Below are 14,778 nucleotides of genomic sequence, written 5' to 3'. Positions count from 1 at the left end.
TCATGGCATCGCTGAGGGCAGCCACAGCGGCATCCACGGTAGCCTGATCGTCCTCGGAGAGGCTGTTGTCAGCCATCACAGCCTGGGCATTGGCCAGGGCGGTGCGGAAGGCAGCCACGGACTCGGCAGTGTAGCCGTCCAGGTTGATGCCCTCGGCCTGGTTAATGAGGTCCTCCAGGATGGACTTATCGGCCTTGAAGCGCTGGGCCAGAATGGCGTCCAGCAGGGCGGCGGCGGCTTCGTCTACCTTGGCCTGGTCATCCTCGGAAAGAGTCTGATCAGCCATGATTGCCTGAGCCCACGTCAGAGCGTCCAACAGCTCCTGCCAGTGAGTCTCCACATACTTATCGGCATTCTCAACCATCTGGGTGGCACGGTTGACGAGTTCTTCCAGGACGGATTTGTCCGCCTTGAAGCGCTGGGCCAGGATGGCATTGAGCAGGGCCTGAGCCACAGGCTGGATGTCCTCGTCCATGGCGTCGCCGTCAGCGGCAACTTCCTTGGCCTTGGCCAGGGCGTCCACCAGCTCCTGCCAGTAGGTCTCCACATACTTGTCGACGTTGTCCATCATCTCGTCGGCCCTGGCAATCAGCTCTTCCAGCGCGGTCTTGTCGCCCTGGGTCAGGCCCAGGCCCCAGATGCCAGTGAGCAGGTTATCCCAAGCGGCGTTGACCTCGTCCTGGGTGGCGTTGTCGTCAGCAAGAACGGCCTCGGCGTTGGCCAGAGCCTTCTCAAAGGCGGCCTTGGCGGAGTCGGTGACGCCCTCGGTGGACAGGGTCACGGCATAGTCATAGGTCTCTTGCAGCAGGGTCTTGTCCACCTTAGAGGGGGCGGCGGGAGTTACAGCAGAAGCCTCGGGCAACACGGTAGCGTCCATATCGCCAGTGGAAACGGAAATTCCAGCAGGGGCATCCAGCAGAGTAGCCTCCCAATCAGACAGACTGGCAGTGGCACCGTCCTGATTCCAGGTGCGCTCAGCCACGGCATAGATCTTCTGTCTCACGGAGTAATCAGAACGCTGATAGGCACAGCTGGTGCCCTTGATGACGTCGGCGCCGGTCTTACCATAATTGTAGCCGTAGTCAGACCAAATGGCGAAGTTTCCGCCCAGCACCTTACCGACGCTGTCGGGATATGCATATCCATTGTCCCCCAGCTCAGCATTTGCGCTGTCGCCGAAGATACCGGGATTCCAACCATATACCTTGCTCAGGTCTGCATTCCAATAGCTAGAAGCGCCGTATGCATAGTAGACATAGGTATAGACGAAGTTCACCACATCGTAGCCAGCAGCCAGCAGGGCCTGAGCATTGGGAGAAGCGGGCACCCAGTACAGAATGATGATATCCTTGCTGACACCGGAATCCACGCTCTTGACGGCATCGTTGAACATCCGAGTGGTCATACCCTTGCTGACGATGTAGTCGTTGAGGTCATTGACATAGTTGACAAACCGAGGGTCGGTGCTGTTCATGTGGGTACCATCTGCATAAGAGGCCTCGTCTGCGGCAATGTTGAAGCTGGTGCAGCCCTTGGAAGCAAAGTAGTCCACATACTTGGCCACCAGTGCCTGACCAAAGGCATAGGCGTCCTCGTTGGACAGGTCCAGAGTGATCTTACCAACCTTGGCATCATAGTCGGTGGCACTGGCACGATAGAACCAGCTATTATTGATGCTATACACGCCACCGATGTGTCCGGGGCTGTCCAGAGTAGGAATGACCTGAACGCCGTACTGCTCAGCCTCGGCCAGGATTTCATTCATATCCGCCTCAGTCCAATAGCCATTGTCAGGCTTGCAGGTGGAAACATCATAGTCGGTGCCAGCCACAGTCACGTTCATGTCGTCCAGGAAGAAGCGAGTGGCGTTGTTGTTGGAGAAATCCAGGTACAGCACATTCATCTTATTCCAAGACAGAGTGTGGATGAAGGACTTCATCATGTCAACGCTGTAAAATACGCGTCCAGCATCCAGGTACAAAGAGCGCTCGGGAACGTCAGGATAGTCGCTGACGGTGCCAGCCATCACAGTGGTGCCGTTGGCAATCATGCTCTGAAGCACGGTATGCAGTCCGTACAGCACACCGATGGCAGAATTGGCAGTCACGGTGATGTTGTCAGAGGTGATGTCCAGCGTATAACTCTGGCTGTCCGTCACAGCATTCCCATCCACCTTTACGACGATATCGCCGCTCTTGGCCATGGACTCATCGCCATAGACGATGGGCAGCACGGAATCACCAGGAATGCCCCGAGCGGCAAACTCAGAGTTGGCCGTCTGAACATAGGTAGCCAAATCCGTCCCAGTGGGATCGCTGTCTGCAACGATGAAGAAGCGAGCCTCACTGGTCAGAGTAAAGCTGCCTTCTCCAGCCGTTGCGGACTGCACAGTAGGAACACTGGCGATGCCAGGCGCACTGTCCGTATCAGCAGCCGAACCATGGAGCGGCGAAATGCCTACCACCATAGCGGCTGTCAGAACCAGTGCAAGGCCTTTTTTGATCCAATTTCTCATAATAAAGTACCTCCCTGCAATAAGTTGTTTGCTAATATATACACATGTCCTTGGACATGAGAAAGCACAGTCCACGCAGCTGTGATGCGTCTACAAGCGCCCCTGAGCGTATCCCGACGCCCTCTTTCCAGATCCCATGACATTCCAGTTCGAGTTTATCTTACGACCACACCCTGTTTGTGTCAACACTTTTGTGCAATATCCTCAATTTTTTCAATTCAAATTTCAATTTGAATATCAGTAAATTATGACCTTTCAACAGAGGTTACAGTGTTTTAATAAAATCCTCCAAAAGCCTTGAAAATAAAGGATTTATCGCAATGTGTTCGCCTTATCGCTTTATATGGTTACACACAAGTTTACTCTTTCCCTCCTTGCTCATAAGGGCAAATGCAAGGGCAAGAAAATCTCATAACAAGATATAACAAAATGTGGCAATCGGAGAACTGTGATGTATGTGCGAATATATTATAACGGAGGATTTTTCAATGGACAAGTATATTTACGATGATAAAAATGGTCTGTGGTATGAACTGCAAGGAGATTATTATATTCCTTGTCTTATCTTACCAACCGAAAAAGAACAACCTATCGGTTTGTGGGGACAGCGACACTTACGGTATCTGAAAGAATATCGCAGAAGCACCTACACAACGCTACTTACAAGCGGCAGACTGCACACTTACCTTGCCGATATAGATAAACAGGCACAGGAGCGTATGGAAAGGCTTACAGAGCAAATGAAACGGGCGCAGGGTATCACGGAGCAGTTAAAGGCGGAAAATGCTTTGGAATGGACACAGCGAATGAATAACATACGGGCGTGTGCGAAGGAGATTGTAGAAAAGGAAATCATCTACGCATAAGTAGAGAGCGGTGGGGAGAAATCCCTGCCGCTGATATTATCTATTGCGTCTATTTTTGATTTAGATGAAAAATCCAATATTTTCTGATGTTCAGATAAATGTCTGCGATCACTAAGATTGAATATGGTTAGGTTTTATCGTATAATAACAATAGGTAAACCGTACCGAAGTTCCATGATTTGAGGGGGGATATGTTTTGAAAAAAATAGGAATGATTTTGATGATCCTATTATTATGTACGGCTTTTTCCGGCTGTTCTGAAATAGGTAAATTAGTGCGGGATGTTAATAATCCTGATAATCCTTTAAGCGGAAAAAATACAGATGAACGCATTATAATGTGTCTCGAGGAAGAATATCCAGAACATGATTTTGTGATTGTGGAATCGTATAATAAAGAAAATGATTCAGGAAAATTTCAAGACGAAAATGGAATAGAATTTACAGTACATGGTCTGGTCTATGATAATACATATCATTTTGGATGTAGAAATGACTATTTAAAAGTTCTGTTGGAAAGCCAGGATTATCTAAAAGAGGTAAGTGATATTGCTGAAGAATATGGGTTTAGTGTTGATTATTCAGAGGAAACCATAGGGATTGAAGGCAATGAAAACGAGGATAACTCTGATTCAATAGATAGAATTTTTGAAATGGTACAAAAAATTCTAAACAGCGTTGATACTCCGCAAATTATGTACCCTAAAGAGGCTGGAAGTTTCTCTACTGGTAAAATCAACTACTACAGCATCCCATGTTGGGGACAATTAACTTGTCTATATCATATACAAGGTCATGCAGCGGTAATGACATTTCGTTTTGGAGATGAAAACATAAATGAAGAAACAATTAGAAAAAACATCACAGACGCATTGAAACAAGTTGAAAGCAATATAGAAAATGATAAATCGGATGAATAAAAAACTTAGTAGCAACATTCTTTCAAAAGTGTTTATATGTACGACACCGCCAGCAGTCACACGCTGACGGTGTTTCCTTTATCGGCTGTCTCTGTCAAAGGATTTCTTTCTCTGTCTCGGCTGGTTTCTCTGCTTGCCCTCTATCTGAAGCTGGCGCAGGCGTTTCAATACGCTCTCCCGTTCAGGCGGCTTTGCCTGCTCTTTTTGGGCGGGTTTCTGTTTTTCCCTGACCTGCCGCTCCCATGCGGCAAGGTCACGATTGTACTGCTCCACGACAGCCTCCGCCTTGCGGTAGGTTGCCATGAACGCCTGCACATCGGGATAACCGTCCTCTTTCAGAACATCGGGCAGTTTATCCAGCTTTTCAGCGATTTCCTTTTCTGTCCGCTGTATCTGCTCTGTGAGCGCCTTGCGCTCCTTACCCTTGAAAATCCCTTTTGTGTCGGCAAGTTGCTGTTTCAGTTTCGGAAGTACCGTATCCTGCAAATGCCGGATTTCTTTCGCCTTATCCTGCGCCTTTATCATCAGCTTTTGCATGGTACGGAACTCTGCCATATCTATTTCAAGGACAGGCTTCGGCGGCATATCGTGTTCACGGATTAAGTTTTGCAGAAAGTCCTTTGCCTTGCTGACGATACTGCGGAACAGACCCGGCAGCCAGCCCTTGCTTTTGATAGACTGGCTCGCCTTTTCGTGTATCTCTGTCTGCTTGACTTCTAAAATCTTTGCTTCGGAGATACCTGATAATAACGCCATATCCGCTGTACTGTTCCATTCCTGCCTTGCGGCATTGTCGGCGTTGATTTCGTCCTCTTTGGGATTGTTCTTGCCGATTTTCTTGGTCGGCAGATAGACGCTGTTTTTATCAAATACCCTTAAGTGCTGCTCAGGATCAGAGATATGGCGGTTGATAAGTTCCGTATACATTGCCAACGGTACCTTCACCCTCCAAACCGGGAAGGACGGCATTCAAAGCGACAATGAGGAAGACGCCGAAAAGGGCTTTGTCTATCTGGGCGATGGAAATTACACCATCACCGCCGACGGAGATGGTGTAAGTGCCAGCAGTTGGATGCAGATAGATGATGGAACCTACACCATCACCACTGGCGGCGGCAGCGCCAACGGGGAAGCTCACACCGACAACATGCAGCCCGGCCAGATGGGGGGCATGGGTGGCATGGGCGGACGCCGTCCGTAAGGCAGTATAAGTATCATATATTTGCATATAAAAAGGCATGGTTTGCAAATCTCTGGTCGAATGAAGTTGTAACACATCATTCGAAAAGGGATAGCAAACCATGCCTGATAAGCTTGTACGGTTTAATGAGTCTGCGTCAAAAGGTAAATCCGAAAATTGGTACATGGTAGTATCGAGGATATGCTCAACAAACTGCTGACGCCACTCTTGGGTATTCTGGCCTTATGCGCTCTCGTTGACCTTTACGCTTAGGTTTCTTGTTGCACATTGTCTTCCGTCCAAGGATGTTAACCGGTATGTAATCGTATAGTTCCCCGGTACAGAAGAATTGACCGTTCCTTCCACCTCTACTCCATCGATCAGGTTTTCTCCATTGGCATCTTCCGCTTCAAGGACCCAGTCAAGGGGTACAAACGGTTCATTCTGAGAAATGGATATTTGTTCCTGTCGCAAGGTTAGCACAATATCATCTTTCACACCATCTATATATGCTCTGCACTGTGCAGTTGCTACATCGCCAAATTCATTTGACACCGTGAAAAAAATACTATACTCTCCCTCTGCAGTTTTCTCCCGATACCATGATACTTGACCCGTTATCTCCTTACCGTATCCATTATCCGCTTCCAGCTGCTTCCGCTCAGCCAACACCCCTGGTAAATTCCCCAATTGAGTTACTGTCAACTGTACTTCCGAATCCACCTGTATGGTTGGACCAGTGTAGTTTTCCAAAAGCAGCATCCGTCCCTGGTCTGTTAATTTCTCGCTATATCCGTTCAATGAGTAATAAATCATTTTTTGGTTCAGCTGCTCTGTGTTCTGGAGTACTGCACGGGCATCAGAGGTACGATCATTTCCGTCCTCATCTGTAACAAGCACTCCTTGCATTAAATCTAGCTCACTCGTTCCATCGTACACCAGTATCTCCGGACTCCACTGGATCTGGCATTTCTGTGTTTTCTGGGACAGAGCTGAATTTACTTGCTCCGGCCGCTGCTGTACGGCATACATCAGTAGGACTCCCAGTAGGATGGCAGCTAAAACTCCCAGCGCATGCAGAAAAAACAGTTTCCTTTTCATGCTTTCTCTCCTCACCTATTTCCATATCTACCGTAGCTATAGCCGTATTTGCCATATCCATACCCATATCCGTAACCATACCGGCTATGTGAGTGAGGCTGACCGTTATATACAAAGCCAAGGATTTTAGTGTGTACTTCCGCTAGCTGATCCAAGGTTTCCATGATTTGATTTCTTCGTATCCAATCATGTCTTACTACATAGAGTACTCCATCGGCATACCCAGACAATACAGCTGCATCTTCAAACAGTTGCATGGGCGGGCTATCAATTATTATATAATCCATAGTCCCCCTTAACGTCTCAAGCCACTCGCTCAATTTACCTGAGTTCAAAATTTCAGCAACGGCGGGGACAGGAGCATTTCCTCCCACAAAGGAGATCCCGGATTTCTCACACACCTCCAACGTTCTCTGTTGACCTTCTTGCTCTAACACTACATCCATCAGGCCGTATTTACCACTTCCTCCTACCTTTGTCCACATATCCTGCTTACGCAAGTCTCCATCAATCAGAGTAACCCGTTTCCCTTGTTTGGCCAATGCATAAGCCAGATTTTCTGCAACCATGGATTTTCCTTCTGTAGCCACTGTGCTGGTTACAACTACGACCTTTCCCTGTATCTCATCCAACTCTCTCCGCACTGATAACGTAAGGCTGTCTATTTCATCTACAAATCCTAAGCTCATCTCTTCTTCCAAAATAGAAGGATGGCGCCACTTTCTCTTTCTGAGTGCGGATATTTTACCCAGACACACAATGTTGCTCACAGGTTTGAGTTCATCGGGACTATGGATTCTCTTATGGAGCAATGCGACCAAAAATAGAACAGCTACTCCCACCACTGCCCCCAAGACAGCTCCTTGCACCACCGCTTTGGGATAGTTAGGAAAATTACATGGCTCATTGGGCACAGCTGGCGTATCAATCAGATGGAACTCGATATCGCCTATTACCACACGAGCTACGTTAGGATATACTCGTAACAGCGCCTGTAAAATTCTTTCTGCCTCCACAGGATTGGGGCTAGTCACAGACATGGTCAACATATTGGAGCCTTCCACCAGGGAAACCGCCAAGTTCCCCTGAATCACCTCCGAACCTAGTTCTGCCTTCAACTCATCAAGTAAAATAGGACTACTCAAAATATAAGGGAAGGTGTTTGCCAACTGATTGGCTGCACTACTATCATAATAAAACCCATAGCTATCTCCCCGTGGATTGGTTGCCACCATAACAGTTGCAGAAACCTTGCTGCAGTACATGGGAACATAGGTTTTATATGTATAGCCATAATTGAAAGCACCAAAAACCAAGGCAAGCACCACAGGACACCACCAGTGTCGCCACAGGAGTTTTACCAAGCTTTCTATCAGAAACAATAGATCAATTTCATGTTCTGAACGCTCAATTTTCTCGCTCATGTTCTGCCTCCAGTTTCTTTTTCCCGCGCGTTCTTCGACCGTATCCGTAATACCGATCCCGACTTCTGCTACCAAACCCAAATGGATGCACTGCATTGAGCACGATACCTTGGATTCGCACATTATTTTGCCGAAGAATCTCGAGCTTATCGTTAATGGCATCCACCCCGCACCAATCCTGTCGCACAACAAACAACACGCTTTCCACTGCTTGTAGCAGATATTCCGTATCACTTGTCACAGCCATCGGTGCCGAATCTACAATTATGTAGTCCATCGTTTCTGATAGAGCTTGGATTAGTTGGCATATCTTTGTTGCATTCCCCCGTACTCCATCATTCACACGCTGATCACCGGATTGGACTACGTGTAGACCGCTGTCTTCATCATAATAGACAGTATTCGTTCCCTCGCACCGATCGTTGAGATAGTCATTTATGCACACAGCATCCTCTTTGGGCAATTGTAGCACCTTATGAATGGCAGGCTTTCGCAGGTCACCATCCAATAGCAGAACCCTCCGCCCCTTTTCCTTCAACGCCAGGGCAATGTTGGTTGCCACCGATGATTTGCCCTCATTCTCTCCTACACTTGTCACCAACAGAATCTTGTGCCCACTGTGTTTCATCCGAAGCTCCAGGCGAGTTGCAATTTTTCTGATGGATGCAGAAAATCCCATACTAACCCCTGGGTCATTCAACAGAATGGATTTCTTTCTTCGGCGTATGATGTCTTTTGTACTTTTCCACTTCCGCTCAAACGGTACATCACCCAAGACACTTCCATTTAGATTCCGCTGTGCCCCTTGCATGGTCTGAACGGTTGGACGTAACGCAGTAAACAACACACATCCTGCCGCCACCAAGATTGCCGCTCCAACACTTGCTATTTTCTGAATGTGTCGGATGTTTGGGGTATTTGAAGGTGTTTTGGGTACGGACGGTGGTTGAAGCATCATTAAATCAGCATTGGTAAACAAATAGTTTGAAACTTCGTCATAATGATTTATAGCTGACCACAAACCTTGATGGGCCTGCTTGGCAGTAGGTGCCGTGACCTGAACTGTGAGCATATTGGTCTCTGGTATTACCTCTGCTTTAATTTCCCCATCAAACTCTGTTACGGCTAACTCCTCAACAACTTTCTCGCGTAGAACATTGCTGGCAAACACCTCTCCAATCACCTCTGCCATTTGAGTTGTGGCTGTGAGGTTGGAGTAAATGCTAATATCGCTTCCCTTTGCGGTAACCGCCATTATGGCATAGGACGTATACGCCGGAACATATCGAAGCTGTACAACACTGTCTACTCCCATCCACACCGTCAAACCAGCCAAAACCACAACCCATAGATTGATAACCAGATCACGGAGTACCGAATACCAGCTCAACTCATCCCAATGAAACAATTCTCTTTCTTCCATCATTTCTCACCCTATTCGTATACTACAACCGTCATCCATGTGTGTTGTTTTCCAGCCCAGTAGTGCACCTGATACACTCCGGGGGTTGATGCATCCACCCCATCCTCTATCTGGAGCTTCTCTTCTCCCTGTCCCGAAATGGCCCACACATAGTCGTAGGCATTCCACGACTCGCCGCAGGCCAAATACAACAAAGGGCATTGATTCTCCAAGGCCACTTCCCCCTGCTCGAGCACATGTACTGGCAAACTCAGTTCCGACAAATCTCCCATCGAGTTGGCAACCTGAACTTGAATCATGTATTCCCCTGGTTGCCCCATGTCCAGATCATTCTCTAGCGAAGTTATCGAATCTGTAATCTCTCCCTCCAGCATATCAAACGCTCGTATGTAAGATATCGGATCTTCTTTTCCACCCTGTTCAAACACCAATGCAGAGATCAGCTGAAATTGAGGGGAGTGATAATCTTCCATCACAACTTTTCGTCGTAGGGTTGCGGAATGATTCGCTCGATCAAATACAGTATAGCTTACATAACAACTTCCATCACTACTCAGCGACGAGAGTCCTCCCAAAATGACTTGCTCTGTCAAGTCTCCTTCCTCTTCATCCCAGGCTTGCACGCCTTCCATCAGACCGGTTTTCATCTCATCCACCGACAAATTTAGCACCTCGGGCTGTGCTGTGATGATCGGTGCATGAACATCTTGTCGTTTCCATTCCTGATATCTCACCAACGTCCATAATCCAAGAGACAGCACAAACAGCCCCACCACAAGCCAACGAATTACTCTCATACACTCCCACCTCATCCTTTCCTACCGGCTACAAGTACACTCAATCGCCGAGCACCACCAAACCAATATCTACGGATGGGAAATGCCCAACGCCATAAAACACCGAATATAAATCCTTTCCTTCTCCAAAGCGCAACCCATTTCCCTCGTCGATACACATGCGAAACCCATCCCACTACCTGCGAGATATGGATAGGGCCTTCTAGTATGCACTGTCCGTCCCCAGCCAAAAAGACGCTTTCATTTTTACACTTGATAATTCTGTGCAGAACATATGCTCCACTCTCACGCCTAAAAAGTACAATCATTCCTGGACGACACCGCACAGTATCCATGGGCCTCAATCCAACATAGTCACAATTGGGGGTTAAAAACGGGTACATACTTATTCCAGATACCGGAATAGATGCCGAATGGTTCTCATGAAGCATCTTTTCTATCTCTTGCAGATATATCCTGGTTTGGACCGTGCAACATGTTTCACCCGATCTCTTCCAACATTTGCCTTCACTGTTGTGCATATGACCGTGTATCCTCCGTCAAATGTCCATTTCTCATGTAAAAAAAGCGATTGCAGACCTCCAGCACAGAAGTACGATGGGTGACAATCAGACAGGTACAATATGTCATATGTTGCTTAATATTGCGCAAAATCTGACACCCCGTCTCTTGGTCTAGTGCCGACGTAGCCTCATCAAACAGTATCACGGGCGCTTTTTTTAGTACCGCTCTTGCAATCGCAATACGTTGAGCTTGTCCCTCAGACAGACCAATTCCTTTTTCTCCTACTATGCCCTGTAGGCCTCCTGGCAGTTTGCTAACAAATTCCCACGCACATGCCACCTGGAGTGCCTCTATCATTTCTTGCTCCGTGGCTGTTGGAACCACCACTCGCAAATTTTCCGCAATCGATCCGGAAAAAATGGTATTTCCCTGAGGAACATAGGCAATCCACTCTCGTGTCCCTGCCCCCAATGGCTCAGAGACCCCGTCCACTGCCGCGACGGCAGCCTTTCCTTCATCTGGCTGAATCATCCCCAATACCATACGAAGCAAAGTAGTCTTCCCACAGCCAGATCGTCCCATTATTGCAGCGTAATCACCAGGATTCAGCTCTAAGCTACACCTTTTCAACACAACCTCTCCCCGCTTGTAAGAGAAGCTAACCTCCTGCAACCGGATGGACAAACCATACTGTTTCTGATCTTCAATGTGCTGAATGTTGACTGAATTTCCCACAGTCTCTTTGGGCAATTCAGTGACTTCTATGATTCGCCCGGCCGAAGTAAGCGCTGAGATAGCGCTGGGTACCATTCGAATTATACCAGATAAGTCTCTGCTCAAGGAGCGCGCCAGCTGCAAGAACAACGTCATCGTACCATAGGTGATATATCCGTTCCACAGTCGAAATACTCCCCAGGCCATACATAACACGGATACCATCAAACTCAGCACAGACATAAAGGAGGCGGCTTGTACTGAAAATTGGTTGTACTCTTCCGCCTCTGTCATATATTTATTTTGCACTGCTTTGAGTCTATTTTCAAATATATCCGTAAGGTGCAGCGCTTTGATGGTGTGTACATGTTGAAATGACTCGTCTGTAAAGCCCATCAGCTCACTGCCCACCTGTCGCATCTTCTTGTTGTGATCCCTCATGCGTACCAACAATACCCGAGATAGCAACAACGAAACAGGTGCACTGAGCAACGCAATCACGGTCATGGTCTTGTCATAATACAGCATAATCGCCAAACTGCCCAAACCATGCACACCAGTGGTAACAAATGAAGGAAACCAGCTCAGCACATTGGCAGATACTGTGTTGACATCGCTATTCAAACGACTGAGCAAATCACCACTATGGTATTTACTCATACTCTGCCAGCGAGTACAAAAAATATCATGATAAACCTGTGCCAACAACTCATTTTGCACCTTTAAGCTTACCCTTCGCAGATAAATCCCGCTCCACGCATCTAACCCAACTTTAGCTAGGCCAGTCAAAATCAGCAACAAGAGCATTGCAAGCAGCAAATTCAAATTCTGAAACATGACTCCGTCAATCAGATACTTGGAACTAATACTGCCTGCCAATCCTAGCAGTGTTCCCAACACTCCTATAACCAAGTAGAATAATATGCTGCCCCAATACTTTCTCATGCGCTGGAAGATCCACTGTCCTTCCCGTTTCATTTCCTGAAGGGCACCCTCTGCAATCTTGCGTCTGATACGCTTCCAGTCAAACATGACTATTCCATCACTCCATATTCTTCAGTTGTCTGGCATACTCTGTCTTCATGCCCTCCACCATCCGACATACGTACTCTGGTCTTTTGTCAAATGCCCCGGTCTCTGCTAAGGTCATGGCAGCACAGTTGTGGCAAAGCACTCGGTCAGGACAATTGGCACAGGCACGTGGTAACCGAATTTGAAGAGTTTTCTCATGAATTTCTTTCCAGGCCTTCGTAAAGCCAACCTCTCGCACATCCATTTCAATTCGGTCAAACAGGCCACAGGGACGCATCTTTCCGTCCCAGGTCAACCAAAAAGAGGCTCGCCCCGCCAAACACTGCATGGGGAGTCCCTCAGACGACGATTGGTTGAAGGCAGCTGACTGTTGCACCGCCCACTGGGCCCGTTTCAAAAACTCCTCATCGTCACTTAACAGCCGCTCTCGTCGTACAAGGTAAGCCCCAGCCTCCTCCGCCGCTAAGCGTCCAGGATTATTCCCACAGGTCTGTTCATCCAACCGAATCGGCGGGAAGAGATAGGAGGACATGGCACACAGCGCTCCTGCATCCCGTGCAGTCTGGTGCACCTGCTCCATATCCCCGCAATTATAAGTGGTCAGCATCATGGTGACCCGAACCGATATCCCCATCTCCCGCAGACGATAGATGGACGTTTTCACCGACTCGTAGGCTGGCACGCCACACAAGGAGCGATAGGTCTCATCGGAAGCCCCGTAGAGGGAGATGTTGATCCGAGCAGGAGGGCGCTTAGAAAAGCACTCTACGATTTCTGGGGTAAGCATGGAGCCGTTGGAGTTGATGACCACCCGAAATCCCATGTCACACAGCGGTTCATACAGCTCGATAAAGTCCCGGCGCAGCATGGCCTCCCCACCCGTGAGCAACAAAAACAGCATTCCGGCTTCTTTTGCCTGGCGGGCAATGTCCAGCCACTCTTGCGTTGTCAGCTCCTGCTGTTCCAACTGCTCCATGTTTTCCATGCCGTGCACATAGCACATTTTACAGCTAAAATTGCATCGACTGGTCAGTTCAAAGGTACCATGCAACGGAATGCCCCGCACAGCTGCCTTTCGAGACAGCATTTGACTGATGGGCACATCCTGACTCCACCATGGCTCATTCATCTGGTTTCCCTCCTTCATAGATTACATGATACAAATGCTCCACTGCCGAGGCATCCGGAAGACAGTGATACAGATAAATGGGACACTGCTCTACTACCTGCGTCACAGTGTCCATCACACGTTGCGTGGCAATCCGATCCCATAACGGAACCATGCATTCCGAGAGCAGAATTGTGGCAGCCTGAGCGCCCACAAGGCGCACCAGATGGTTTTTCTTCCCTTGACGCAAGACCACGATGGCTTTCAACGGGCAAGATATGTTGTGGGAGATTCCAGAGGACCCACAGAACGGAAAGCCATGTGCCATCGTTCGTTCATCCTCTACACTGAACACCGCCCGGTCTCCGTTGACAATGCGAGTCCCTGGCCGATGCTGGCGCCACAGTTCCGCCTGAGTAGACTTTCCAGTGCCAGAGGGGGCTGTAAAGAGAACGGCCTGTCCAAGACACTGGATATAGGCAGCGTGGAGCAAAACCTTCCCCTGTAGGGCTAAGAGATAGTCCAAACCCAGCGCCGATAGAAGGTCTCCCTCCTGTATGCACTTCTCCTCTTGTCGAAGATACACCTCCACGTCTCCTGGTCTGCTTGGACTAACTACCTGACAGCTCTTCCAGTTCTCCGGAGCCATATCTAAAAGTGCCCCTTGATATCGGTAGAATTTACCATCGTCAAAATAAACCCGGTTTCTGCTGTCGGCAAAAACCGGGTCTATATCGTGCTTGCTCAATTCGCCGACATTGCATATATGTATAATATCAGCTTCTTCAGATTCACCAATAAAACCAAAGCACATTTTATCTGGAACTATTTCAATTTTTCTCTCGACAAAACAGATTTTTAGGTGAACACCACATATTGAATATTGCCTTATTTGATTCATCATGACAACCCCTGCACTCCGGCAGAGATATGGTAGCATTCCCATTCGTACTCACATACAACTCCATTTTCATCAAATAGTTTATCCGGGGGACATGTTGAAAATGCAAATGGCGTACATGATGCACCTACAGACTCTCTTGCCTGGCAATCACTTACAAGCACCGCATTGCACTGGCTGATAGCAATTGCAGAGTCAAATTGCATGTTTTCAAAGTAAACCATTGGTTTTACATATGTTTTTTTCATTGTACTTCTCCTACTCCATCTCCTGGAATCTGCACTCTAGCAAATT

The 14,778-nt window shown here is 47.9% G+C and carries 13 protein-coding genes; 3 read left to right on the top strand and 10 right to left on the bottom strand.

Features of this window, described 5'->3' with window-relative positions:
• The coding region (locus tag B5F22_RS02820; protein ID WP_143482168.1) for a family 20 glycosylhydrolase at window positions 1-2,515 on the bottom strand (2,515 nt) is incomplete at its 3' end.
• Between the two features lie 488 nt (window positions 2,516-3,003).
• Between B5F22_RS02820 and B5F22_RS02815 the strand changes: the two genes are divergently transcribed.
• Window positions 3,004-3,381 carry a TnpV protein gene (locus tag B5F22_RS02815; RefSeq protein WP_087390613.1) on the top strand — a complete coding sequence of 126 codons (378 nt, stop codon included), beginning with the start codon at window positions 3,004-3,006 and terminating at the stop codon, window positions 3,379-3,381.
• Window positions 3,382-3,577: 196 nt separating this feature from the next.
• On the top strand, window positions 3,578-4,300 hold the full coding sequence (locus B5F22_RS02810) for a hypothetical protein (protein ID WP_087390610.1): 723 nt from the start codon (window positions 3,578-3,580) through the stop codon (window positions 4,298-4,300).
• A gap of 78 nt (window positions 4,301-4,378) precedes the next feature.
• Here B5F22_RS02810 and B5F22_RS02805 read toward each other — a convergent pair whose 3' ends face one another.
• Window positions 4,379-5,227: a hypothetical protein gene (locus B5F22_RS02805; RefSeq protein WP_343223919.1), complete on the bottom strand. Its 849-nt coding sequence runs from the start codon at window positions 5,225-5,227 to the stop codon at window positions 4,379-4,381.
• On the opposite strand from B5F22_RS02805, the gene B5F22_RS02800 reads away from it, so the two are divergent.
• The gene (locus tag B5F22_RS02800; protein ID WP_158096595.1) at window positions 5,208-5,501 is read left to right on the top strand and encodes a carbohydrate-binding domain-containing protein; all 294 of its coding nucleotides are present in this window, start codon (window positions 5,208-5,210) and stop codon (window positions 5,499-5,501) included. The genes B5F22_RS02805 and B5F22_RS02800 overlap by 20 nt on opposite strands.
• Before the next feature lie 222 nt (window positions 5,502-5,723).
• Here B5F22_RS02800 and B5F22_RS02795 read toward each other — a convergent pair whose 3' ends face one another.
• The 8 genes from B5F22_RS02795 to B5F22_RS11950 form a co-directional block, all read right to left on the bottom strand.
• A complete protein-coding gene (locus tag B5F22_RS02795) occupies window positions 5,724-6,581 on the bottom strand; it encodes an immunoglobulin-like domain-containing protein (RefSeq protein ID WP_087390607.1) in 858 nt (285 codons plus the stop codon).
• Between the two features lie 11 nt (window positions 6,582-6,592).
• Window positions 6,593-8,005: a polysaccharide biosynthesis tyrosine autokinase gene (locus B5F22_RS02790; protein WP_158096594.1), complete on the bottom strand. Its 1,413-nt coding sequence runs from the start codon at window positions 8,003-8,005 to the stop codon at window positions 6,593-6,595.
• Window positions 7,989-9,428: a CpsD/CapB family tyrosine-protein kinase gene (locus B5F22_RS02785; RefSeq protein WP_158096593.1), complete on the bottom strand. Its 1,440-nt coding sequence runs from the start codon at window positions 9,426-9,428 to the stop codon at window positions 7,989-7,991. The genes B5F22_RS02790 and B5F22_RS02785 overlap by 17 nt, the downstream gene beginning before the upstream one ends.
• A gap of 11 nt (window positions 9,429-9,439) precedes the next feature.
• Window positions 9,440-10,225: a hypothetical protein gene (locus B5F22_RS02780; RefSeq protein ID WP_087390598.1), complete on the bottom strand. Its 786-nt coding sequence runs from the start codon at window positions 10,223-10,225 to the stop codon at window positions 9,440-9,442.
• A 507-nt stretch (window positions 10,226-10,732) separates the two neighbouring features.
• On the bottom strand, window positions 10,733-12,475 hold the full coding sequence (locus B5F22_RS02775) for an ABC transporter ATP-binding protein (protein ID WP_087390595.1): 1,743 nt from the start codon (window positions 12,473-12,475) through the stop codon (window positions 10,733-10,735).
• 10 nt (window positions 12,476-12,485) lie between these two features.
• Window positions 12,486-13,604, bottom strand: a complete 1,119-nt coding sequence (locus tag B5F22_RS02770) for a radical SAM protein (RefSeq protein WP_158096592.1) — start codon at window positions 13,602-13,604, stop codon at window positions 12,486-12,488.
• Window positions 13,597-14,487 (bottom strand): hypothetical protein, encoded by an 891-nt coding sequence (locus B5F22_RS02765; RefSeq protein ID WP_143482167.1) that lies wholly within the window; start codon window positions 14,485-14,487, stop codon window positions 13,597-13,599. Before B5F22_RS02765 ends, B5F22_RS02770 begins: the two co-directional genes overlap by 8 nt.
• The gene (locus tag B5F22_RS11950) at window positions 14,484-14,732 is read right to left on the bottom strand and encodes a hypothetical protein (RefSeq protein ID WP_143482166.1); all 249 of its coding nucleotides are present in this window, start codon (window positions 14,730-14,732) and stop codon (window positions 14,484-14,486) included. Before B5F22_RS11950 ends, B5F22_RS02765 begins: the two co-directional genes overlap by 4 nt.
• Between the last annotated feature and the right edge of the window lie 46 nt (window positions 14,733-14,778).

Origin of the sequence: Pseudoflavonifractor sp. An187, assembly GCF_002160275.1 — a bacterium.
GTDB lineage: Bacteria > Bacillota > Clostridia > Oscillospirales > Oscillospiraceae > Enterenecus > Enterenecus faecium.
This window is presented reverse-complemented; position numbering and strand designations above follow the sequence as displayed.

Excerpts from the sequence above, each read along its gene's own strand:
- B5F22_RS02815 (WP_087390613.1), top strand. The coding sequence starts at position 3,004 with ATGGACAAGTATATTTACGATGATAAAAATGGTCTGTGGTATGAACTG.
- B5F22_RS02805 (WP_343223919.1), bottom strand. The coding sequence starts at position 5,227 with ATGTATACGGAACTTATCAACCGCCATATCTCTGATCCTGAGCAGCAC.
- B5F22_RS02795 (WP_087390607.1), bottom strand. The coding sequence starts at position 6,581 with ATGAAAAGGAAACTGTTTTTTCTGCATGCGCTGGGAGTTTTAGCTGCC.
- B5F22_RS02790 (WP_158096594.1), bottom strand. The coding sequence starts at position 8,005 with ATGAGCGAGAAAATTGAGCGTTCAGAACATGAAATTGATCTATTGTTT.
- B5F22_RS02785 (WP_158096593.1), bottom strand. The coding sequence starts at position 9,428 with ATGGAAGAAAGAGAATTGTTTCATTGGGATGAGTTGAGCTGGTATTCG.
- B5F22_RS02780 (WP_087390598.1), bottom strand. The coding sequence starts at position 10,225 with ATGAGAGTAATTCGTTGGCTTGTGGTGGGGCTGTTTGTGCTGTCTCTT.
- B5F22_RS02775 (WP_087390595.1), bottom strand. The coding sequence starts at position 12,475 with ATGTTTGACTGGAAGCGTATCAGACGCAAGATTGCAGAGGGTGCCCTT.
- B5F22_RS02770 (WP_158096592.1), bottom strand. The coding sequence starts at position 13,604 with ATGAATGAGCCATGGTGGAGTCAGGATGTGCCCATCAGTCAAATGCTG.
- B5F22_RS02765 (WP_143482167.1), bottom strand. The coding sequence starts at position 14,487 with ATGATGAATCAAATAAGGCAATATTCAATATGTGGTGTTCACCTAAAA.
- B5F22_RS11950 (WP_143482166.1), bottom strand. The coding sequence starts at position 14,732 with ATGAAAAAAACATATGTAAAACCAATGGTTTACTTTGAAAACATGCAA.